The following is a 22,786-nucleotide window of genomic DNA, read 5'->3' as shown; positions in this document are numbered from 1 at the left end:
TGGAAGTGACAAACTTTTTTCTCTACTTACGGAGGTTAATCATGATGAAAATAATGAAGAAAACAGCCAAGTTTGTGGGAATATTGCTAGCTATATTGGTTTTGATGATAGGGTTTGGCTATGCTTTTCTTGAGATCAATCCTTTTGGTAATAAACCAGGTAAGCCAGTTGCCGATATTGAACGAAAGGTTGAAATTTGGGGAGAAGAAGTCGCAGGTAATCATTCTGGTAGTAAGCTAGACGATATGAATATTAAAGGTAACCCTAATAGACTGCTAGCTACAGTCAAATTTTTCACTAATATTGTAGGAGAAGACTATCAAGATAATGAGGCTGCCATTGATACGTTTACATATGTCCATGAAATGGAGGGAGGCTATGAAAAGACCACCTATGAGGATGAACCTTATTTGATTCCTTATGCCGTGGCAAATAGTGATAGTGCGGTCATTGTAATCCCCGGTGGTGGCTATAGCTTTAAGGAAATGGATGGCGGAACTACTGAAGGAAAAGAGGTCGCTGAAGCATTAAATAAGGCAGGTATTAATGCGTTCGTTCTACACTATCGTTCCAACCCCTATGAATGGCCCATTCCCCAATTGGATGTGCAGCGTGCTGTCCGTTATCTACGTTATCATGCAAATGATTATGGTATACATCCTAATAAAATTGGATTGATAGGCTTTAGCGCAGGTGGTTTTCAAACGGGGAGTTTTATTAATCTCATACAGGGAGAAAAACGGCTTCCCAAAAATTATCAGCTTGATGCTATCGATGCAGTTGATGACCAAGTAGCATCTGCAGCCATGATTTATCCTGCATTGACGTACCGCTATAATGTCCCCATGCTTTTTGCTTCTTTTGATGATAAGGCTGTTAGAAATCCAGAAGAGCGTGAAGAACTTTTGAATAAAACTGATTTGTCCAAGCATTTCAGAACTGCACATATTCCTCAATTTATTGCTTATGGAACGAAGGATTCAGCTGTTGGGGTAAAGGGACCACAGGAATATATTCAGTCCGCACGAACTGCAGGTGCGGATGTCACTGTAATTGTAGCAGAAGGTCAGAATCATGGTTTTAAGCAGCCATACTATATGCGTGAGTATCTTGAATGGGTAAAGAAAATTTTTGCTTCTTTATAATGTGGTGGGTCTGACCATGAAGATGGCTACTTCCCACATTTGAATAAAAAACCTTTTTCTGGAAGTTTTTATGGTGTAATTCCCACGTTAGTCACTTCTCTATAATCGATTATTTCGATTCATTTTATCGAAATAATCATCTTTATCGATTTGCGAAATCATTATAAGATAAAACTATTCGGGAACAATACTAGAAAACTTTAAGGAAGAAGGGATCACCAACATGTCAATAGCCGTTATTTATGGTGGAAATCGTCCGAATGGGAACGTAGAAACTTTAACAAAATTAGTCACTCAAGATTTAAAAGTTGAAGAAATTTATCTAAAGGATTATTCAATTCAACCTATAATAGATAAGCGCCATACAGAGGAGGGCTTTTCAGAAGTCAATGATGACTATAATTCCATCATTGAACGTATTCTTCCACATGATATTCTACTATTTTCTACACCTATTTATTGGTATAGCATGGCAGGACCGATGAAAAACTTTATTGATCGATGGTCACAAACTTTAAGAGATTCAACTTACCCCAATTTCAAGGACAACATGTCTTCTAAAAAAGCGTATGTCATAGCAGTTGGTGGTGATATGCCCTATATAAAAGGGCTACCAATGATCCAGCAGTTTCAACATATCTTTGACTTTATAGGGACATCATTTGAAGGGTATATTTTAGGAGAAGGAAATAAACCCGGAGATATAGTTCAAGATTTAAAAGCGATGGCAGCAGCTGAATGTCTTAGAAAAGAGCTACAATAACAGGAGATTAAAAAGGGATTTGGACGATAAAGTTTCCAAATCCTTTTCTGTTTAATGGACCTCGTTTGGTTGAAAAATTGTTCACTCTTGCTAAGCTAGTGTAAACTGGATTTAATATCGATAAAAGTGAATCTTCCATAAAAATGTATCGAAAAAAATGATTAGAGAGGTGAGGAAATGGATATAAAGCAGCTCCAAACGTTTCTAACAGCAGCAGAAACATTAAGCTTTACACAAACAGCACAGCGTCTAGACTATGCTCAATCAAGTATTACTGCGCAGATTAAAACTTTGGAACAAGAGTTAGGGGTTATACTTTTTGAGAGGCTTGGGAAGCGGATCATTTTAACAGAGGAAGGCAAGCGTTTACAACAATATGCCGAAAAAATGCTAGAGCTAGATCGTGAAATGAAAAAAGCAATGTCCAATGAACAAGAACAAGTGGTGTTAAAAGTAGGGGCACAGGAAAGTCAATGTGTTTATCGACTGCCAAGCATTTTACAGCATTTTCAACAGGCGCATCCCCATGTGAAAATTATATTTAAGCCTGTGCATACGACTGACATTGCCAAGGAGTTATTGCAATCAGGTAAGTTAGATGTGGCCTTTATTACAGATATTTATCAGGAAACAGCGATGCTACATCGAGAGCGTTTACTCGAAGAACAGCTTATTTTTGTGAGTACTTCGAAAGATAGAAGGGAGCCTCTTGTGGCTTCTCATCTTTCTGCTGAAACCATGCTACTAACGGAAACAGGGTGCTCCTATCGCAATCATTTAGAAGCACAGCTACAGCAGGAAAATAGTATGCCGCTACAAATGATAGAATTTGCGAGCATAGAAGCGATTAAGCAATGTGTGATAGCTGGTTTAGGTATTACATTTTTACCGAGAATGGTCGTAGAAAAGGAATTAGCAAATGGACAATTAGAGGAAATTCCCTCGACAATCAGCTTAGCACCAATTTTTACAGACATTGCTTGGCATAAAGATAAACATATGCAGCCTTTCCTTCTCGATTTTATTACCATAGCCAAGCAGCACTATAAAATTTTGGGCGCTCAAAAAAGAGCCTGAACGAATCAGACTCTCTTGTGAACTATTGTTGTTTTAGCGTACCAGAAAAATTGGTGCCTTCACTACGCTCTGCACGACAATCGACTTCCGTAACTTTCAGCGCATTATTCGTTAATCGCTCTAGCTCGACGACACATCGATTGCCGTTTGAGGACTTATTCATTAATGCCTTATTTGAACTTGTTATCGTGGCAGTTCCGTTGACTTTCCCTGAAGCTGTCCCATCATTTGCAGTTAAAGCAATGGAAAAACTGTTGCTTGTGGCGTTTGAAATAACAGCATCTCGACGGTTAAAGTCATTTGTTCCTTTACCCCATTTATAATAATACGTATAAACGCCTTCCCATGCACTCTTGCTAGGTGTAGTTTGCTGCAATGATTTATCGAGTTGATTTTGGGCATTTTTAGCACGTGTATTTAACGATAATTTGTTGGCATTGTCATGAATAGCTTGTGCATCCCCTGAAATTTCATAAAAATTTCGTTCATCCATGCGATACAGCATTGTCACAACTTGTGCACGTGTCATATTGTTGGTCACACCATAAAACTTTTGTAAATTACGGTCTTCATACTGTGGATTTTGCCCAGATGAAATATAGTAATCAAGTAAAAATTGAATAGATGAATCTAATCCTTTTTTGCCACTAGCTAAATGAGTAATAGCTTGTGCCACGACACCACGCTTCACGGTAGCAGCTCGTAGCCGATTATCGAAATAGCCGTTTAAAGGGACACCATAGCTAGCAAGCTGGTTATAAAATTCATCCGACCACATGGCAGAAGGGGTCTGTTTTTTTAATTCATCAATGGGAGATTCAAGCTCGTAAAAAATAGCTAAAAGTTTAGCTAATTGCTGCTCGGTAATAGTAGCATTCGGTTTAAATGTACCATCTGCAAAACCATTTACAATATCATATTCTTCTGCCCATAAGATTGCTTCATAGGCATAATGATCCTCAGACACATCTTTGAAACCAGCAGCTTGTACATTGCTTGCACTGCCTACGATAAGAATGGAAAATAATAATATACCTATTAATTTTTTCATTTGTCATCTTCATCCTTTCTTGCTCGATATGTTAATAGTTTGCAGGAAATGGATAAAAACTGCAAATTTTTCTCAATAAAAAATAATCGCTTCCTTCTACAGAGGAAGCGATTATTTTGTGTTATTTATTGGGCAGTATAGCCACCATCCACCGTTAATGTGTTGCCTGTCATAAATGTTGAATCATCGCACGCCATGAATAAAACGGCTTTTGCCATTTCCTCTGGTTGACCTAAACGTTGCATAGGTGTTACATGACGTAATGGCTCTTTGCTCTCCTCAGGAATAATCGGTGTATCAATAAAACCAGGGCAAAGTGCATTAACGCGGATACCGCGTGTAGCAAACTCTAATGCTAGTGAACGTGTTAAGTTGATGACGCCACCTTTAGCTGCATTGTAGGCTGCAGACCCTGGTGAACCAACCCATCCATACATGGAGGCAGTATTGACAATTGTCCCGCCATTCGCTTTTAGCATCTCCTTAATGGCAGCCTGTGCCATTAAAAATACGCCATCTAAATCCACATTCACTGTTTGACGCCACTCTGCATAAGGCAAATCCTCAGTTGGCGTTACTCGCCCAATTCCTGCATTATTAAAAAGAACATCGACTTTGCCAAATGTCCCTAGTGTTGTTTGATAAATGGCGGCTACTTCATTTTCATCTGTTACATTTGCTTTCATAAAGATAGCCTCTGCTCCTTTTGCCTGCAGTTGAGCTGCAAATGCTTGACCTTTTTCTTCATTAAGGTCCACAAGTACCACTTTAGCACCTTCTGCTACAAATAATTCAGCAGTTGCTGCTCCAATTCCAGAAGCACCACCTGTAATAATTGCTACTTTATCTTGTAATTTCCCCATACATGACACTCCCTTAAAAGTAATTTTCTTGCACACTGCGTCGATTACGGTGTACTTTTATTGTAAAACTCTATAAAACGGAAACAATCATTAATGTCATGGCAAGTGTCTAACTAGTAGACATATCTATGTAAAATGTCTAAAAGGGAGGAAGAAATAGTGACAAAATGGACACAAAGACAGGAAAGAACCCGTCGTCATTTTTATAGCGCTTTAGTTGATTTAATTAAAAAACAAGGATTTCAGGCAATTACAGTAAAAGATATTGTAGAACAAGCAGGCTATAATCGTAGTACCTTTTATGTGCATTTTCAGGATAAATTTGAGCTAGCAGAAAATTTGCTAGAGCAGATGTTAAATGGCCTAGAAGTAGCGGTAGGGGAACCATACCTGTTTGGAGAAAGAGTGTATACAACGAAGCTAAAAGCTCCTTCTTTTAATATTATTCATTACATTTATAAGAATCGTACATTTTTTGAGCTATTAAACTTTGAAGATACGATTCCTGGATTGCATACCCGGATGCCTCTTACGATAACAAAAATTTATCAAGAACAATTTAACTTTGAGACCATCAACCATCAACCAGTGAATATGGATATGTTCAAACATTATACCTCTTATGGTTTTTACGGATTAATGATGCAATGGATTGCAAGCAACTATGAAAAATCAGAAGAAGCTTTAATAAAAGACATTATTGAATTAACTAAAACGCATATTTATGCATTTGAATTTATAGGAAAACCACTTGGAATCAATGATAAACGCATGTAATATCACTATTTTATAAAAAATCTCTAATCATAGCATTAGAGATTTTTTGTTTGGGCGAAAGTAAATTTTCCTCTAGAAAAAAATTTTTTAAAAGAAATTTTCATAAAGTAGTTGAATTATTTTTGTTTTAAGCATATATTTTTCCTAAGGGAAACAAAATATCTCTAAAGAAAGAAGAGTGCGTGAATGAAAGAGTTAGGTGATTTCAAGCTGACGATTCTTCCAATGGTTGTTTTATTACTTCTTACGATTCTTTGGAAACTTACAGAGTCTGTAGGAGCGGGCATAATATTAATCCTTTTCTGGATGAGCTGGCGCCAGTTTATTCGGAAAATTATATAAATAAAGTAGGCTGTATGAGAAAAAGCAATGCATTTAAGGATGCAAGTCTGACAAGGCGGGCGTAGTCAAAAGATTTAATAAGGCATGTCCGCCACCCCCTTTATCGGTGTATCATGACTGCTTTTTTTCAAGCAATGGCTAATAAAATGAAAGTAGAGGTAAGTCAATGAAACAATGGTTAGGTGTATTCGTACTATCACTCTCACTTCTGTTATTCGGTTGTTCAACTGAAGCAGATGGAGAAAAAAAAGGAATTGTTGTCGCAACGACAGGACAAATTGCAGATGCCATAAAAGAAATTAGTGGCGATCATTTACAAGTATCAGCATTAATGGGACCTGGGGTAGACCCCCATTTATACAAGGCTACGCAAAGTGATTTATCGAAATTGGATAAGGCTGAAGTTATTTTTTACAATGGTTTACATTTAGAAGGACAGATGCTCGATATTTTTGAACAAATGGCAAAGGATAAAACCGTGTTAGCTGTTGGGGAAACGTTAGATACTAAGCAGTTACTTGCAAGTGATAGCGATGCCATGCTACATGATCCTCATATTTGGTTTGATATCGAGCTATGGAAGGGCGTTGTCCAAGCAATCAGTTTGCAACTTCAAGAAGAATACCCAGAATTCAAAGAAGATTTTCAAGAAAATGAAGAGTCTTACTTAAACAAGCTAGACGATTTACAAAGCTATGCGCAACAGCGTGTCAAAGAAATTCCAGAGCCGCAAAGGATTCTAGTTACTGCCCATGATGCTTTTAATTATTTTGGTCGAAGCCGAGGTTTCCAAGTGCGTGGCTTACAAGGACTAAGTACGGATTCAGAGTACGGAGTCAAAGACGTACAGGAAATGGTTGATTTTTTAGTAGCTCATAAAATCAAGGCCCTTTTTATCGAATCTAGTGTGTCTGATAAAGCGATGAAGGCAGTGATTGAAGGGGCTAAAGAAAAGGGACATGACATCGTGATCGGTGGAGAACTATTTTCGGATGCGATGGGTGCGGAAGGCACTACAGAAGGTACGTATATAGGGATGTATAAATATAACATCGACACAATTGTCGATGCATTAAAGTAGGTGGATAAAATGGATGCATTAACAGTGGAAAATCTTTCAGTAGCTTATGATAAGAAAACAGTATTGGAAAATGCCTGTGTGACGGTTCCTAAAGGTCATCTAGCTGCGATAATCGGGCCAAATGGTGCCGGAAAATCAACGTTTTTAAAGGCTATATTAAATCAACTTCCTAATAAAGTGGGGAAAGTTGAGATTCTTGGTAAAATCTTTGAGCCAAAAAGTTTAGTAGTTGGATATGTACCTCAGCGAAATGCCGTTGATTGGGATTTTCCAACGAATGCCCTCGATGTCGTGTTGATGGGGAGATATGGCCATACAGGTTTATTTAAAAGACCGACGAAGCAAGATAAACTGGTCGCTCGGCAAGCATTAGCAAGTGTAGGGATGCTGGACTTTGCAGACCGTTCTATAGGACAACTTTCGGGCGGACAGCAGCAGCGTGTATTCCTAGCAAGAGCTCTAGCACAAAATGCAGATATTTATTTCTTAGATGAGCCATTTGCTGGGGTAGATGCTGCAACAGAAAAAACGATTATTGATATTTTAAAAGCATTAAAGGCTCAGGGCAAAAGTATTTTTGTTGTGCATCACGATCTTCAAACGGTCAAGGAATATTTTGATTATACGATTCTACTAAACAAAACGATATTAGCATCAGGTGCAACAGAAGATGTTTTTACACCAGAACAATTACAAAAAACATATGGTGGTAAACTTTTCATGATGCAGCATGCATAAGGAGGGTTCAAGATGTTAAGTGGTAACTTATTGTGGGTACTTAGTGGCACTATGTTACTGGGTATAGCTGCAGGCATAACTGGAACTTTCTCCTTCTTGCAAAAACAAAGCTTAGTGGGCGATGCTGCGGCACATGCAGCATTACCAGGTATCGCACTTGCGTTCCTGCTCACAGGGCAAAAGGAATTACCGATTTTAATGCTGGGAGCGGGTATTACATCTGCTTTATCTGTGTATTGTATACAATGGATTGTATCTTTTTCAAAATTGAAGGCGGATGCAGCTATTGGATTAGTACTGACCGTATTTTTTGGTGTCGGTGTAGTGTTTTTAACAGTTGTCAACAGAAGTCCAATTGGAAACCAGAGTGGCCTTAATAATTTTATATTTGGCAAAGCCGCAACGATGACAAAAGCTGATTTAATGTGGCTGTTCATCAGTGCAGCCATAATTATTTTAGTTAGTCTTTTCTTTTATAAGGAATGGAAATTACTCATCTTTGATCCTGTTTATGCAAAAGGAATTGGCTTACCGATTGAAGCTTTAAAGGCCACGCTAACAGTGTTAATTGTCATGACAATTGTTACAGGGATCCAGGCTGTAGGCGTAATTTTAATGTCAGCTTTATTAATTATTCCTGCTGCATGCGCCAAATTATGGACTAAAAAATTGAGTACGATGCTCCTCTTGAGTGCAGCGATTGGAGGTATCTCAGGTGTTACAGGTACTTTTATTAGCGCGATTCGAACAGGATTATCAACCGGTCCTATTATCGTTCTAGTGGCGGCAGGTATATTCTTGATCTCCTATTTTATAAGTCCTGCTGGTCAAATTAATAAATATCGTAGAAAAATGCAATTTCGAAAGCAGGGTGATGTAGGATGATAGAATTCTGGGTGGTAGTAACTGGCTTATTAGTGGGTATAACATGTGGGATTGCAGGCGTTTTTCTTATTTTGCGTAAAATGTCCATGATAGCTGATGCCATTAGTCATACTGTACTCTTTGGGATTGTGATGGCCTATATCATTACCCAATCATTAAATGGCTTTTGGATGTTGATAGGTGCAGCAGTTGCGGGTATTTTAACTGCTTATCTTGTGCAATTATTACATTCTTCTGGTATTCAAGAGGATGCAGCGATAGGGGTGGTATTTACATCGTTATTCGCGGCGGGAGTCCTGCTAATTACATTATTTGCAAGTAATGTTCATTTGGATGTAGAGCATGTCTTAATGGGAGAGATTGCTTTCGTTCCATGGGATCGATGGACGATTTTAGGTCTAGCAATGCCTAAGGCAGTATGGATGCTTTTACTTGTCTTAATCATCAATATTGGATTTTTGCTACTATTCTTTAAGGAAATGAAGCTTGCAACCTTTGACCCTGTCTATGCCGCAACAATTGGTATACCTGTTGTCTTTCTCCACTATGGATTTATGACCTCGATTTCATTTACAACTGTTGCAGCCTTTGATAGCGTAGGAGCTATTTTAGTCGTGGCCATGCTAATTGGTCCAGCAGCAACTTCTTATTTAATTAGTCAAACGATTAAGCAAATGTTTATCTACAGCATGCTCTTTGGGGCTGCAGCTTCCGTGATCGGCTATTATTTAGCGAAGCTATGGGATACCTCTATAGCAGGGATGATGGCCACAACTGTAGGCTTGTTGTTTATCATTACATTAATTAGTCAAAAAATAATCGAGCGCAGAAGAAAAGCGCTTGTGCATAAGCTGGAGCTATCATAATAAAAAACATCGTTTGATTAATTCATCAAACGGTGTTTTTTTGCTTATATAATTCAAACTTTTGGATGATTTTTCTTTATAGGAAAAATAGTATACTTCTTAAAAAAAGATAGAAAAGGGTGGAATGGCATAGAACCTAGTAATATTTTTTTATATCACTGTGTACGAATATTTTAAATTTTGTTACGATAGGTTTTATGACATTGTAGGAACAACGAGGAGAACTGCATGTGGCGAAATCGAAATGTATGGATTATTTTATTAGGTGAATTCGTCGTAGGTCTAGGCTTGTGGGCTGGTATTATTGGAAATCTCGCCTTTATGCAAGAGGTAGTACCTTCAGACTTTCACAAATCATTAATTATTTCTTGTGGTATTTTAGCGGGCTTGGTCGTAGGGCCTATGGCTGGTCGTATTATCGATCAATCGAAGAAAAAAACGGTTGTACAAATGGCGAGTATTGGGCGAATAGTGAGTGTATTATTTATGTTTATCGCACTTTATACAAATTCGGTTGTATGGATGATTTTATTTTTAATTACATTGCAAATAGCAGCTGCCTTTTATATGCCTGCACTGCAATCCATTATTCCAATGATTGCAAAGGAGCAAGACTTAATTACATTGAATGCCTGGCAAATGAACGCTAGAACTATTTCTAGAATCATCGGTACAGCCGCAGCTGGATTCATGCTAAGCTTTTTTGAATTAAAATGGTTATATATCATTTCATTTATCGTATATATCGTCATGTTTGTTATTACTAGTTTATTGCAATTAGATGAAGTGACAAATGCAACAGTAACAAACAAAGAAAAAGGAAACTTTAAAGAGGTATTACCGATGGTGAAAGAGCATCCAATGGTTCTAATGACATTGGTGCTTATGTTAATTCCAACGTTATTTTTAGGCTCTTTTAATTTAGTTATTATGAAAATTTCTGAAATGCATCAATCGACAACGATTTCAGGTTTGTTGTATACAGTGGAAGGTATCGGCTTTATGCTTGGTGCGGCAGGCTTAAAAATAATAGCTGATCGAGTACAAATGGGCACACTCCTCTTCACATTGGCATTTATTATTGGGTCCATGGAGCTCTTGCTATTACTAGCAGATATCAAACTTTTTGCTTTAGTAGCCTTTGGAGTATTTGGCTTTACAGTAGGCTGTTTCTTCCCAACGACTATGGTTATTTTTCAGAAACAGGTTCCAAAACAATTTCATGGACGTTTTTTCTCTTTCCGAAATATGATTGATTCGGTCGTCTTTCAAGTCGTGCTATTGTCTACAGGTATGATGCTAGATGTAATTGGCTTAAGTGGGATGGGGCTTGTATTTGGCATTATTAGTTTGAGCTTAACGACGACATTTTTATTTTATTCTAAGAAAAAGAAAGTCGTCATGCACGCCCTTTAGTCCTATTGCTAGAACATGTTTTTAAAACATGTTCTTTTTTGTGCTTAAAAAATGGTTTTTTTCGTAAAATTAAGTAATTGACAATGGTAAAATAAAGAATTAATATTCAACTATTCAATAAATTAATTGAATAGTTGAAAGGTGGTACTCAACATTGCATGAACGACATTTAAAGGATTTGTTATATCAAGAATTCGCTAGAATTGGAAAAAGTTTATCAAGCCCTAAACGATTAGAAATACTTGATATTCTCTCTCAAGGTCCAAAGTCTGTTGATGCATTAGCCAAAAGTACAGATATGTCCGTAGCTAATGTGTCTCAGCATTTAAAGACACTTTTTAATGCCAGATTAGTCAAATTTTCAAAGGAAGGTAATTTTGTTATCTACGAATTAGCAGATGAAGTGATTGCTAAATTTTTAACGACATTACATGCGCTATCTGAAAAACAATTGATTCAGGTTCAACAAATAAAAGAAGAATTTTTTAATGAGCATCTTGGCATAGAGGGAGTAACGCCTTCGGATCTCGTATTACGCATGGATAAAGGAGAAGTGCTATTACTCGATGTTCGACCAAAAGAAGAATTTGAACAAGCACATATTCCAGGAGCCGTTTCTATGCCTATTGAAGAATTAGAGAATCAACTATCTACCCTGCCAACACATATTGACATTGTAGCTTACTGTAGAGGACCTTATTGCTTAATGTCAGCCGAAGCTGTAAAAATGTTGAAAGCAAAAGGGATCAATGCTTTCCGGTTAGAAGAGGGTGTATTAGAATGGCAGAGGCTGGCTAGAGAATAACGTAGAGCCAGTTGGAACGATTTATAGGATACATAAAATGGCTACATGTATTATCTTATGCAACTAGAAAGAGGGGTAAAGAGAATGTCTGGAAAAGCGGAATTTTCGATAGAATCATATATGGAGTCACCAGAAAAATTAAAAAGCTTATATAGGCGTGTATTAATAGTAGTGAGCCTATCTCAAATATTTGGGGGAGCAGGGCTAGCGGCTGGTATTACAGTAGGTGCTTTATTAGCCCAACAAATGCTTGGAACCGATGCATATGCAGGTGTACCATCGGCATTATTTACATTAGGGTCAGCTGGTGCAGCTTTTATTGTTGGTAAATTATCACAACGTCATGGCCGTAGAACAGGGTTATCCACTGGTTTTATTGTTGGGGGGCTAGGAGCCATTGGAGTCGTCATGGCTGCGATATTTAATAGTGTTATTATGCTGTTTATATCTCTATTAATCTATGGAGCAGGAACTGCAACCAACTTACAGGCACGGTACGCGGGTACAGACTTAGCGAATGACAAACAACGTGCAACAGCTATAAGTACGACTATGCTTATGACAACATTTGGTGCTGTTTTAGGTCCGAATTTAGTAGAATTGATGGGGAAAGTGGCATTATCGATTGGTATTCCTGCGCTTGCTGGTCCTTTTCTGCTATCTGCTGCCGCTTTTATAGTAGCAGGATTTGTCCTATTTGTGATGCTGCGTCCGGATCCCTTAGAAATCGCTAAAGGAATTGAGGCGCTTAAGCAAAAATATGCTATAGAAAATGAAATACCGTCCACACATCCAACAGCTAATAAACGTGGTTTGGCGGTAGGGGCAACCGTGATGGTTTTAACACAAACTGTCATGGTAGCGATTATGACGATGACACCCATACATATGAGACACCATGGACATGGTTTATCGGAAGTAGGTATTGTGATTGGATTTCATGTAGGTGCTATGTATCTGCCATCGCTTGTCACAGGTATTCTTGTTGATAAAGTCGGACGAACAGTCATGAGTATTGCTGCCGGTGTTACCTTGCTTCTAGCGGGTTTATTAGCGGCATTTGCTCCAAGCGATTCGATGGTTTTACTTATAGTGGCACTTTCTTTACTTGGGTTAGGCTGGAATTTCGGTTTAATTAGTGGTACTGCACAAATCGTTGATGCAACGGAGCCGTCTACCCGCGCAAAAACACAGGGGAAAATGGATGTTTTTGTGGCATTGGCAGGGGCATCTGGGGGAGCGCTATCTGGGATGGTCGTTGCGAATGCTAGTTATGCGGCATTGTCCTTAGCAGGCGGCCTAATGTCGTTGCTGCTCATTCCAGTAGTCATTTGGTCTAGAAGAGCAGTTTAATATAATGAGAGAAGGAAAATGGAAACTACGCTAGAATTCCAATCTGTTAGTGGAAGAATGACCATTGCGAAAAATCTTCGCAATGGTCATTCTGCTTCAAAGGGATGTTTTTTGGCGTACTATGTTTATGGTTCATGATAGAGAGGGATTAAGGGAAAGGGTGTTGTTAGTTTTTAACGGATAAAAAACCTTACCTATGCTTTTTATATTTAAGGTAGATAAGATTTTTCAATCGGAACTATTTTGATTGTTTTGCGTCAGTATGTAAAATCGTTAGAAAGCAAAGAGTAGGTACATAGTGTGGATTTAATAACAAATAAATTGATAATGATTGCCTTGTTTATTTTAATCATTCATGCCATTGAAACGCTTGCCTATGCCGTACGTTTATCAGGAGCGCGTGTCAGATTACTAGCATCTGCTTTAGCACTTTTTAATGTAATGGTCATGGTTTCGCGGCTCGCTAATATGATGCAACAACCATTTACTGGTAGTTTGGTCGATACTGCACCTGTGGGCGATGCCTTGACACATGTAGAACAGCAGTTTCGTATAATTATTGGAGCGGCATCAGTTGGAACACTAGTAGGCATCTTACTCATCCCAACTTTCGTGGCCATTTTTTCAAGAGCTATCGTCCATCTGGCTGAGGAAAGGGGTTCCATCCCAGCATTACTGAAAAAGGGTTTTACATTTGAATATGTAAGACGTAGCTTGAAGCATATTCATAAGCCACGCTTTACCTATTTAAAAGATATAGGATTGGGAGATATCCCTCTGCAATTATTTATTACCAATATAGTCATTACGGCAATCTATACGATTGGCGTTTTATCAGCTTTGTATGCCACTTTATTAGTCCCAGAATTAAAAACAACTGCCGTTATGGCATCTGGTTTAATTAATGGCATAGCGACCATTCTATTAATTCTATTCATTGATCCAAAAATCTCCATTCTTGCCGATGATGTAATTAATAAAAGGGGGAGCTATATAGATTTAAAAAGAGCCTCGGTCATGATGATGTTTTCAAGATTTTTAGGAACGATTGTGGCACAGTTATTATTCATCCCAGGAGCTCATTATGTGGCATGGTTTGCAAAGCTGATTGCCTAATTGAGGGTGCTAGATTTACGAGCATACTTTTACTTATAGGGAAAAAGGAAAAATCTAAGTCCGGTATGGTCCGAACTTAGATTTTTTGTGCTGACGTGGGTCTCTTTACTACCTTTCAAAAAATGTAGGATCAAGCTGGAGAATAATTGTATTAGTATCATAGAAATCAGGCAATTTTAATTTTTCTTCATAGGTAAACCGTGGTTGATTGTTAATAAAGGCTAACCAATCCATTTCAATTTCACTAACGCTTTTTCCGTATACTACTTCTATTTTCTTTGCCAGGTCTTTCTTATCATAGATTTGTTCAAACTTTTCTATCCCGTACTTTTCAACTAAATATTTAACAAATGAAGCAGCATGTATATAGCTCATCCCCCAAAGGACACTCTGTTCTTCTTTGTTTGGAAGCTCTGCGCGAAAATAATGATCATCTTGATTTGGGTCTATTAATTTGCTAATGGGAATTAATTTGTCTGAATCCAGAAAATGCTTCATATACTTTTCAAGATTTAATTCATTTTTACCGAATTGATCGTCCATATAAACCGCATAACCTTCCTGCGTAAAGTAGCCATTATCGGTATCAAAATTGCCCCCGTAACCAAGTAAGGAATGTGTCAATTCATGGACAAGTGGGGGATTTTCTAAGCTGAGATCTAACACGATTTTTGATGCTAATCCCCATGAGGGAGTACCATCATTTAGAAATACTGTTATATGCTCAGATGGAACATAGGATGTATGGATGGATTGCAAAATATTCTCATAAGCCTTACATAGTTCATCTTTTATCGTATCTACAGTTTCTTGGGGAGCCTCCATGTTATTAATAATCTCAAAGGTAAGTTTACCATCTGCTGTTACCACGATATTCTCTTTATTTTTTTCTTCTTGTATTTGCTCTTTAGGAATTGCGGTATTCTGAGAGCAGGCTGTTAAAAAGCATATAAAGATAAGGGTAAAGCCTCTAGTTTTAAACATATGACCTCCAGAAAAATCAATATTTTCTAAATAGTACGGATTCAAAACCCAAAAGTTTCATTTTATGTAAAAAGAGAAGAAATGAAGAAAAGCTGCGGGTCTTAAGGAAGAGTTCCCTTGAAAGGAGAGGCATGAAGGTGAGAAGTGAAGTTCATTTATAGTATAATAGGGTTGACTTTTATATTGGAAATGAGGGAACGGATGTATGACAACTATACTTGTTGCTGATGACGATCCGAATATTCGCGAGCTTGTATGCCTGTTTCTGCGCAAGGAAGGATTCGCAACAGTGGAAGCCGAAGATGGTAAGGAAGCATTATCCATCTATCACTCAACACCTGTTGATCTCGTAGTGCTTGATATTATGATGCCAACGATGGATGGTTGGACTTTATGTAAGGAGCTACGGAGAGCCAATGCTGAAATCCCATTACTCATGCTGACAGCAAGAGGTGAGACGTGGGAAAAAGTCAAAGGCTTTGAGCTCGGGACAGATGATTATTTGACCAAGCCATTCGATCCTTTAGAGCTGACGGTACGTGTAAAGGCTTTATTAAAGCGCTACAGAATTGGTTATTCGCAGACCATTCAGCTCGGAGCTATTACTCTTGACCGTCAGACCTTTAAAATTATGACTGGAACGGATGCTATTACGCTGCCACTTAAAGAGTTTGAATTATTATATAAGTTAGCCGAAACACCTGGACAGGTATATACACGTGAACAGCTGATCGATCAAATTTGGGGAATTGATTATGCTGGTGATAATCGAACAATTGATGTACATATAAAGCGCTTGCGTGAGCGCTTCGCTTTGATAGCTGATTTTCATATTGAGACGATACGAGGTCTTGGTTACAGGCTAGAGGTTGATGAATGATCAAATCTTTATATACACGCGTCGTGTTAACATTTCTAGTTGCGGTCATTGGTGGTACAGTCGTTTCCTTCTTCGTAGCCACATGGTTATTTAAAGATAAATTGAATGAATACTTACAAATCCCCTTGCTGAATTTTGGACAGGACATTGTCTTAATTTTTGACACAATGCCTTTTCAGGAGGCAGACCATTTACTTAGCCAAATGAATCAACTGAAATCGTATGATGTCTATGTTTATGATGAAGCAGGGGGGATGAAGGCTTATGGAGACGCTCAAAGTGATACATTGAATAAAGTGACTAAGAAGCAGGTTCGAGACGTGTTGGATGGTAAAGTTGTGCAAGTGAATCCGAACGTTTCTTCAGGACTTGTCGGTATGCCTTTAACAACTGACAAAGGAACCAAAGCGATGTTTATCGAACCAAAAGCTGTCTCCTCGGTCTCATTTGCGCTCACGTTAATTTTAAATTTTTCCACATATGCGCTAGTTATAGGCAGTGTAGTATTTCTAATAGCGGCTATGTTTTTAGTCAGACCGATTAAAAAATTAACAAAAGCGACGAGACATATAGCAGGTGGAGATTTTAATGTCGAGCTCAACATTAAACAATCAGGAGAATTAGGTGTTTTAGCCAGAAGCTTTGAAGAAATGGCTTCCGATTTGCAGCAATTAGAGCAAATGAGGAAAGAATTCGTCTCGAATGTGTCCCATGAGGTTCAGTCACCACTTACTTCGATATCTGGCTATGCTTTGGCACTAAAGCAAGTAGACTTAACGATTGAGGAAAAAAACCGTTATCTTGATATTATTATGGCTGAAGCTCAACGAATGTCTAAAATGAGTGATAGCCTACTAAAACTAAGTTTGCTTGAATCCAAGGCACCACCGATGCAGCTTGTGTCGTTAAGCCTAGATGAACAAATTAGACGTGTAATCGTCGCAATCCAGCCACAATGGATGGCTAAAAACATCCATTTTAACCTCCAGTTGCAATCGGTTTATGTCATGGCAGATTACGACCAATTAAATCAGGTATGGACAAATCTTCTTACGAATAGTATTAAATTTTCAAAGGATGGCGACACAATAAAGATTAGCATGTCACAAGAGGCTCATCATGTGTTAGTTCGCATAACAGATACGGGCATTGGCATTTCTCAAGAAGATCAGAAGCGAGTATTCGAGCGATTTTTTAAGGCGGACCGTTCCCACAGTCGAAAATATGAGGGAAGTGGGATGGGACTTGCTATTGTGAAACAAATCGTTTCCTTGCATAAAGGGGACGTTCAGGTGGAGAGTAAACTTGAACAAGGAACGACATTTATTGTTACATTGCCAACCACAGCTAATTAAAAAATAAAAGGTACGATTGTACGATTCCTATGTGATTCTTCATGTAGGATATCGTACCATTTTTTTTTATTGTTCATATTGCGTTCATATTACCGTCATTGGGAAGACATCTTCGTCCTTTACACTGTTGTTAACGGCTCATAAGGTAGCTGTTAACAACAGTGTAAAGGAGGCAGGCATGAGTAAAGGTGAACCCCCTCGTGCGTCAAACATGAAAAAATTTACTAGAATATTATTGAAATCGATAGCGATTATAGGTGCAATAGGAGTGCTACTACTCGCTATTGTTTTTACAGTTAACATTATTTTCAACAAAATAGAACAAGGTAAAATAGAACCCTATGGTCAGCTCGTTGCTGTTAATGGAGAAAATATGAATATTACTATTCAAGGTAAGGGGACAGAAACCATTGTCTTACTCCCAGGCTTCGGAACAGCAGCTCCAACGCTTGATTTTCAGCCACTGATTGAAGAACTAGCTCCAAACTATAAGGTAGTTTCTGTAGAGCCTTTTGGCTATGGGCTAAGCGATGATACTAAGAAAGAGCGCAGCACAGAGAATATAGTAAGTGAGATTCATGAAGCGCTACAGACATTAAAAATTGACCAGTATATGTTAATGGGACATTCGATAGCAGGGATCTATGGGCTCAATTATGTCAATAAATATCCGGATGAGGTAACTGCATTTATCGGAATTGATAGCAGTGTTCCAACTCAGGGTGGTATGGATACAGAATTCCCCATTAAGTCGCTACAGCTTTTGAAAAAATCAGGCATTGCTAGAGTAGCTCTAAAACTATCGGGTACTGATCCATATGCTGGGTTACCTTATGACGATGAAACAAAAGAGCAAATTAGGATGATTACCCTTAAAAACTTTTATAATACGAGTACTTCTAATGAACTAAAGGGGATATATCAAAAGTTTAAAGAAGCAGAAAACCTTACATTCCCTAAAGATTTACCTCTTTTGTTATTTGTTCAGGCGAACAACAGTGATGGAATTGAGAAAAACTGGATACCACTCCATGAGGAGCAGGTTGAAAATTCAGTGCATGGCAAAGTCATTATAATGGATGGAGATCATTACTTACACCATACAAAATCACGAGAAATTGCTGAAAATCTGAAAAAATTTATGAATCATGAATCGTGAAAGTGTCTTACCTCTATCATGATGGAGGTAAGTTTTTTTATGTTTCAAAACTAGATGTAATCCATACTTCGATGAATGTTGAATCATTGCCTGTTTATAATTCAAATAGAATGATCAAAAATCAGCTAAGGAGTATGTTGTATGAAAAACTATCAATTTATAGCTTTATTAGTAGTAACAACCTTTTTAATGGGTTCATCTTTCGCAGTCGTAAAATTAGGTTTACCTTATTCATCCCCTTTATTGCTTGCTGCCCTGAGATTTATATTGGCAGGAATCATCATGGCTATTATCGTTATCCTCTTGAAAAGACCGCATCCAACATCAAGGAAAGAGTGGGGGAAGCTATTAATCCTTGGCGGATTTCAAACGGCGGGAGTGATGGGGTGTATATTTCTAAGCCTCCGTACCATTACAGCAAGTGAGTCCTCTATTTTAACATTTACAAACCCACTACTTGTTGTCCTATTTGCCACCCTTTTTACTAAAGCACGTTACCATGTGCATCAATGGGTAGGTGTTTTTCTTGGTTTAATCGGTGTGATGATTACGATGGGTGCCCAGGTTGAATGGAAAATAGGGCTTCTATTTGGATTTTTATCGGCTGTTTTTTGGGCGATTGCCACATTATTAGCGAAAGAATGGGGGGCGTTATTTGATACTTGGGTTTTATCAGCCTATCAAATGCTGTTTGGGGGCTTGCTTCTTTTCCTAGCGAGTACATTATTAGAGCAACCGTTTTTTATGGTCAATCAGCATTCATTGCTGATTTTATTATGGCTTAGCCTCTTTTCCTCCATTATCCAATTTGCAGGCTGGTATTATTTACTGCAAAATAGTGACCCTGGGAAAACAAGCGCCTATTTGTTTTTAGCTCCTTTTTTTGGCGTGTTAACGGGCTGGCTGTTATTAGATGAACCATTACAACCATCTTTCATGGGAGGGGGATTATTCATACTAGTCGGAATTTACCTAGTCAATCGTACGTTTAGTCGAACAAAAGACTTGAGGTCATAATGTTTTGCCTCAAGTCCAATATTAGTTTACATCTCTATTTGAAATACGTCTTTCAATCCAATTTTACCTTTCTCCGTCACCTGAATGGCGCGAATAGCAGGGACACGAGTAAGCCAGCCAAGCTGGAATAAATGATTGAATAGCTCACTACCAAGAGCACCAGCCAAATGATAACGCCGTTCGCTCCAATCTAAACAGGCGTGTGAGAAGGATCTTCTTTTCTTTTTTAATGCAGGTAAATCGATACCAAATGATGTGAAAAATAATGTGCCTTCATCTGTTAAAACAAACTGCTTTTCTTCTAATTTTAAATAGCCCGCTCGCATCATCGATTCTGTCAAATGAACACCTAATTTACCAGCCAGATGGTCATAGCAAGTTCGAGCCTCCTGCAACAATTTTATTTGGCTAGATTGTTTTAAAGATCGTATTTCAGGAGGAGGTGAAATGGCTAGGAAGGATTCAAGAAATTGAGCAATTTCCTCGTCTGCTAATTGAAAATAGCGGTGTCTACCCTGTTTTTCCACCTTTATTAGTTTTCCTTCTACTAATTTAGCTAGATGGAAGCTAGCTGTTTGAGGTTTAATAGCGGCCATATAGGCTAGCTCACTAGCCGTATGGAGGCGACCGTCCATCATACTAGAGAGTATAGTAGCTCTTGAAGTTTCGCCGAGGAGTGCTGCGACTTCAGCCATATTTGGATTAATTCCCATATGTCACAATCCTTTCGTTTGCTATATTTTGATTTTAGTCAAAGTCATTATCGTTTACAATAAAAGTTATAGAGGGGGAGAAATAAATGGAAACATATTATGCAGTGATCTTTACTTCACAAAGAACCGAACATGATGGGGAGGGCTATGGCAAGATGGCCGAAATAATAGATGCCTTAGCCAAGCAACAGCCTGGCTTCATACGTGTTGAAAGTGTAAGGGATGAGGAAGGGAAGGGCATGACCGTATCCTATTGGGAATCACTAGAGGCTATTCAAGCATGGAAAGCTAATGCCAAGCATTTAGCGGCCCAGCAATTAGGAAAAGAGAAATGGTACACGCATTATCAAGTTGAAATTTGCCAAGTCATGAAAGAGTATTCTTTTTAATAGTAAAATTAGGCAAACGAAGGAGGCAGATTTTGATGACAATTGCTGAAGAATGGCAAGAGCTTAGAAATAATTTCAATCCTTCTCAACCAATCACGGTTAACCGGATGCATATTTTTAAAGAGCAATTAAAGAATGAGCCACAAACGCAAGAAACATTGAGAATACTTGTCGAGGTCTATTGTTTACTAAGGATGTATCCAGAAGCGTATCAACTATTTACTGCTATTATGAATAATAATGATAAAAAAGATCGTAAAAAATTTGGAACGCTACAAACCTACATAAATCAACCAAATTCAATGGTTCCGTTGATGCCACAAAAAATACGAGATCAACGGCCTATTAAAACGTTCATCCCTACGTTTAAATATTTACCAAAGCCATTAGAGGCGAAAATTTTTGAGACAGATGATATCGTTGTATGCGATTGTTGTCAACAGGAAGTGGATGTCTATTATACTGGCGGTATTTACGCGATAGAGGATGTAGATTATCTTTGCCCTTCATGTATCCATAGTGGGGAAGCGGCGCAAAAATATGATGGCTCTTACCAGCAAGATTTAATTCATGATGAACATATTACAAATCCTAGATTGGCGGAGGAAGTGCTATATCGAACGCCAGGCTATGTGAGCTGGCAAGGGAATAATTGGGTAGCCCATTGCTCAGATTATTGTGCATTTATTGGCTATGTTGGCTGGAGTGATATGGTGGAGCTAGGCATTGACGATCAGTTTGACAATTATACGGGCTTTTCGCTAGAAGAGGTTTCTGCTTCCTTAATGAACAATGGTCATCATCAGGGGTATTTATTTCAATGCCTGGAATGTGATCGCTATGTGCTTTATTCTGATTTTAGCTAAGGTTGTTTAGTAGAGGAGGTAGTAAAGTGGAACAATTTCTTCAACGGTATATGTATTCCTGGCGCTTCAATGGCTGGCTTGTTCACGATATTTTTTTAGGGATTATCTTTGGACTGGGATTGTTATTGTTAGTATTTATAGCTATTAAACGGAAGCGTCTAGTTATTTCTATCAGCTTGCTCGTCATTTATTTAGTAGTAAGTAATGGACTCATGATAGTTTTTGGTTTAGCAGGACGAAGCTTTCCAATCAAATCGGACTCCTCTATTTATACAGATGAATCACAAAAAATAGCTGTACAAATGGTACAGGGCTATGAAAATAATGGTTCATCAAATGGCATTACACATTTGATTTCACACTATCTTATTGTAGCTGTGAATTTGGAGACAGGTGAAAAACAATGGACAAAATCTGCTTCTTATAAAGAAACACTGATTGGGAATTTTATGGGTGGCTTACTTGTTCACCATCGAGATGGGGAGTATGGGCAATTGTCACTTTTAGATATAGAAACGGGAAAAGAAATACTTTCTGAAAAGGAATTTCGCCAACAGCATCAGCCTTTAATAGATATTTTGAGCAGTGGTGCGCAACAAATGATAGCGTTACAAAACGAACTTTATCTAGAAGGTGTCGATGGCCATTTTTATCATTATGATGGCAAGGCCTTAAACAAAGATACCAAAGCTGAAAATTATATATCTGCACGTTTTTTTATTGAATCGGATTTGCCAGGTTATTTTGCTACTCATCAGCAGCCTTTAGAGAATTATCAAGAGATTCAAGATTTTAGTCAACAAGTGTTGTCAGAGCCTGCTATACGAAATTATCAAAATTTAGAGCCAAAAGTGATGGCTATAGATATTGTGGAAAGCGTTGCCCTCCTTTCCTATCGACAGACCCAGCGAGAGAGTGCAGATCATATGCTTGTGCTGTACGATATGAAAAAGCATCAATTGCTATGGGAAGAAAAGATTGGTGCTCTTAATTCCTATCAACAGCAGCCTAAAGTAAGAACGCTAGAGAAGGGCTATATCATCCAGACGGGTGATCAGCTTTTAGTCCTAGATAAACAGTCAAGGGATAAAGTTGTTCAATATCACCTACGTTGGAATCGTCCTGTTGATGATGATATAACTTGA

24 protein-coding genes are annotated in these 22,786 nt (G+C 38.2%); 20 read left to right on the top strand and 4 right to left on the bottom strand.

Going from position 1 to position 22,786, the window contains the following annotated elements:
• Nucleotides 1-41 precede the first annotated feature (41 nt).
• The 3 genes from ACE1MS_RS13485 (at nt 42) to ACE1MS_RS13475 (ending at nt 2,985) form a co-directional block, all read left to right on the top strand.
• The gene (locus ACE1MS_RS13485; RefSeq protein WP_447402410.1) at nt 42-1,145 is read left to right on the top strand and encodes an alpha/beta hydrolase; all 1,104 of its coding nucleotides are present in this window, start codon (nt 42-44) and stop codon (nt 1,143-1,145) included.
• A 223-nt stretch (nt 1,146-1,368) separates the two neighbouring features.
• Nucleotides 1,369-1,908, top strand: a complete 540-nt coding sequence (locus tag ACE1MS_RS13480) for a flavodoxin family protein (RefSeq protein WP_031416205.1) — start codon at nt 1,369-1,371, stop codon at nt 1,906-1,908.
• A 177-nt stretch (nt 1,909-2,085) separates the two neighbouring features.
• Nucleotides 2,086-2,985: a LysR family transcriptional regulator gene (locus ACE1MS_RS13475; protein WP_447402409.1), complete on the top strand. Its 900-nt coding sequence runs from the start codon at nt 2,086-2,088 to the stop codon at nt 2,983-2,985.
• Between the two features lie 22 nt (nt 2,986-3,007).
• Here the strand turns inward: ACE1MS_RS13475 and ACE1MS_RS13470 are convergent, their stop codons facing one another.
• On the bottom strand, nt 3,008-4,036 hold the full coding sequence (locus tag ACE1MS_RS13470; RefSeq protein ID WP_012294910.1) for an S-layer homology domain-containing protein: 1,029 nt from the start codon (nt 4,034-4,036) through the stop codon (nt 3,008-3,010).
• 125 nt (nt 4,037-4,161) lie between these two features.
• A complete protein-coding gene (locus ACE1MS_RS13465; protein WP_012294909.1) occupies nt 4,162-4,899 on the bottom strand; it encodes an SDR family NAD(P)-dependent oxidoreductase in 738 nt (245 codons plus the stop codon).
• Between the two features lie 135 nt (nt 4,900-5,034).
• On the opposite strand from ACE1MS_RS13465, the gene ACE1MS_RS13460 reads away from it, so the two are divergent.
• From ACE1MS_RS13460 to ACE1MS_RS13415, 10 genes are all read left to right on the top strand, one after another.
• On the top strand, nt 5,035-5,676 hold the full coding sequence (locus tag ACE1MS_RS13460) for a TetR/AcrR family transcriptional regulator (RefSeq protein WP_051890856.1): 642 nt from the start codon (nt 5,035-5,037) through the stop codon (nt 5,674-5,676).
• A gap of 186 nt (nt 5,677-5,862) precedes the next feature.
• Nucleotides 5,863-6,018, top strand: coding sequence for a hypothetical protein (locus tag ACE1MS_RS13455; RefSeq protein ID WP_172799064.1), 156 nt, complete (start codon nt 5,863-5,865; stop codon nt 6,016-6,018).
• 166 nt (nt 6,019-6,184) lie between these two features.
• Nucleotides 6,185-7,099 (top strand): metal ABC transporter solute-binding protein, Zn/Mn family, encoded by a 915-nt coding sequence (locus ACE1MS_RS13450; RefSeq protein WP_012294907.1) that lies wholly within the window; start codon nt 6,185-6,187, stop codon nt 7,097-7,099.
• A gap of 9 nt (nt 7,100-7,108) precedes the next feature.
• Nucleotides 7,109-7,837 (top strand): metal ABC transporter ATP-binding protein, encoded by a 729-nt coding sequence (locus ACE1MS_RS13445; RefSeq protein ID WP_031416200.1) that lies wholly within the window; start codon nt 7,109-7,111, stop codon nt 7,835-7,837.
• Between the two features lie 12 nt (nt 7,838-7,849).
• Entirely contained in the window at nt 7,850-8,722 is an 873-nt protein-coding gene (locus ACE1MS_RS13440) for a metal ABC transporter permease (RefSeq protein ID WP_031416199.1), read from the top strand.
• Nucleotides 8,719-9,588 (top strand): metal ABC transporter permease, encoded by an 870-nt coding sequence (locus ACE1MS_RS13435; RefSeq protein ID WP_031416198.1) that lies wholly within the window; start codon nt 8,719-8,721, stop codon nt 9,586-9,588. Before ACE1MS_RS13440 ends, ACE1MS_RS13435 begins: the two co-directional genes overlap by 4 nt.
• A 228-nt stretch (nt 9,589-9,816) precedes the next feature.
• Complete coding sequence (locus ACE1MS_RS13430) at nt 9,817-11,004, top strand: MFS transporter (RefSeq protein ID WP_012294904.1); 1,188 nt, start codon at nt 9,817-9,819, stop codon at nt 11,002-11,004.
• Nucleotides 11,005-11,158: 154 nt separating this feature from the next.
• A complete protein-coding gene (locus ACE1MS_RS13425; RefSeq protein WP_012294903.1) occupies nt 11,159-11,809 on the top strand; it encodes an ArsR/SmtB family transcription factor in 651 nt (216 codons plus the stop codon).
• Between the two features lie 84 nt (nt 11,810-11,893).
• Nucleotides 11,894-13,162 carry an MFS transporter gene (locus ACE1MS_RS13420; RefSeq protein WP_447402408.1) on the top strand — a complete coding sequence of 423 codons (1,269 nt, stop codon included), beginning with the start codon at nt 11,894-11,896 and terminating at the stop codon, nt 13,160-13,162.
• 327 nt (nt 13,163-13,489) lie between these two features.
• Nucleotides 13,490-14,278, top strand: a complete 789-nt coding sequence (locus tag ACE1MS_RS13415; protein ID WP_012294900.1) for a lipid II flippase Amj family protein — start codon at nt 13,490-13,492, stop codon at nt 14,276-14,278.
• Between the two features lie 108 nt (nt 14,279-14,386).
• On the opposite strand, the gene ACE1MS_RS13410 is transcribed toward ACE1MS_RS13415, so the two are convergent.
• A complete protein-coding gene (locus tag ACE1MS_RS13410) occupies nt 14,387-15,262 on the bottom strand; it encodes a hypothetical protein (RefSeq protein ID WP_447402407.1) in 876 nt (291 codons plus the stop codon).
• A 205-nt stretch (nt 15,263-15,467) separates the two neighbouring features.
• Between ACE1MS_RS13410 and ACE1MS_RS13405 the strand changes: the two genes are divergently transcribed.
• From ACE1MS_RS13405 to ACE1MS_RS13390, 4 genes are all read left to right on the top strand, one after another.
• A complete protein-coding gene (locus ACE1MS_RS13405) occupies nt 15,468-16,142 on the top strand; it encodes a response regulator transcription factor (RefSeq protein WP_012294898.1) in 675 nt (224 codons plus the stop codon).
• Nucleotides 16,139-17,497 (top strand): HAMP domain-containing sensor histidine kinase, encoded by a 1,359-nt coding sequence (locus tag ACE1MS_RS13400; RefSeq protein WP_325881589.1) that lies wholly within the window; start codon nt 16,139-16,141, stop codon nt 17,495-17,497. Before ACE1MS_RS13405 ends, ACE1MS_RS13400 begins: the two co-directional genes overlap by 4 nt.
• A gap of 178 nt (nt 17,498-17,675) precedes the next feature.
• Complete coding sequence (locus ACE1MS_RS13395) at nt 17,676-18,656, top strand: alpha/beta fold hydrolase (RefSeq protein WP_325881587.1); 981 nt, start codon at nt 17,676-17,678, stop codon at nt 18,654-18,656.
• A 141-nt stretch (nt 18,657-18,797) separates the two neighbouring features.
• The gene (locus ACE1MS_RS13390) at nt 18,798-19,673 is read left to right on the top strand and encodes a DMT family transporter (RefSeq protein WP_036216717.1); all 876 of its coding nucleotides are present in this window, start codon (nt 18,798-18,800) and stop codon (nt 19,671-19,673) included.
• 26 nt (nt 19,674-19,699) lie between these two features.
• On the opposite strand, the gene ACE1MS_RS13385 is transcribed toward ACE1MS_RS13390, so the two are convergent.
• Nucleotides 19,700-20,386: an ArsR/SmtB family transcription factor gene (locus ACE1MS_RS13385; RefSeq protein ID WP_203582498.1), complete on the bottom strand. Its 687-nt coding sequence runs from the start codon at nt 20,384-20,386 to the stop codon at nt 19,700-19,702.
• Between the two features lie 86 nt (nt 20,387-20,472).
• On the opposite strand from ACE1MS_RS13385, the gene ACE1MS_RS13380 reads away from it, so the two are divergent.
• The 3 genes from ACE1MS_RS13380 to ACE1MS_RS13370 are packed head-to-tail and all read left to right on the top strand — an operon-like array spanning nt 20,473 to nt 22,786.
• Nucleotides 20,473-20,775: an antibiotic biosynthesis monooxygenase family protein gene (locus ACE1MS_RS13380; RefSeq protein ID WP_031416184.1), complete on the top strand. Its 303-nt coding sequence runs from the start codon at nt 20,473-20,475 to the stop codon at nt 20,773-20,775.
• 35 nt (nt 20,776-20,810) lie between these two features.
• Nucleotides 20,811-21,641: a CbrC family protein gene (locus ACE1MS_RS13375; protein WP_031416183.1), complete on the top strand. Its 831-nt coding sequence runs from the start codon at nt 20,811-20,813 to the stop codon at nt 21,639-21,641.
• A gap of 26 nt (nt 21,642-21,667) precedes the next feature.
• Entirely contained in the window at nt 21,668-22,786 is a 1,119-nt protein-coding gene (locus ACE1MS_RS13370; protein ID WP_447402406.1) for a PA2928 family protein, read from the top strand.

This window comes from Lysinibacillus sp. fkY74-1 (assembly GCF_053165895.1).
Note: the sequence above shows the minus strand (reverse complement) of the source record. Positions and strands in the feature narration are given on the sequence as shown.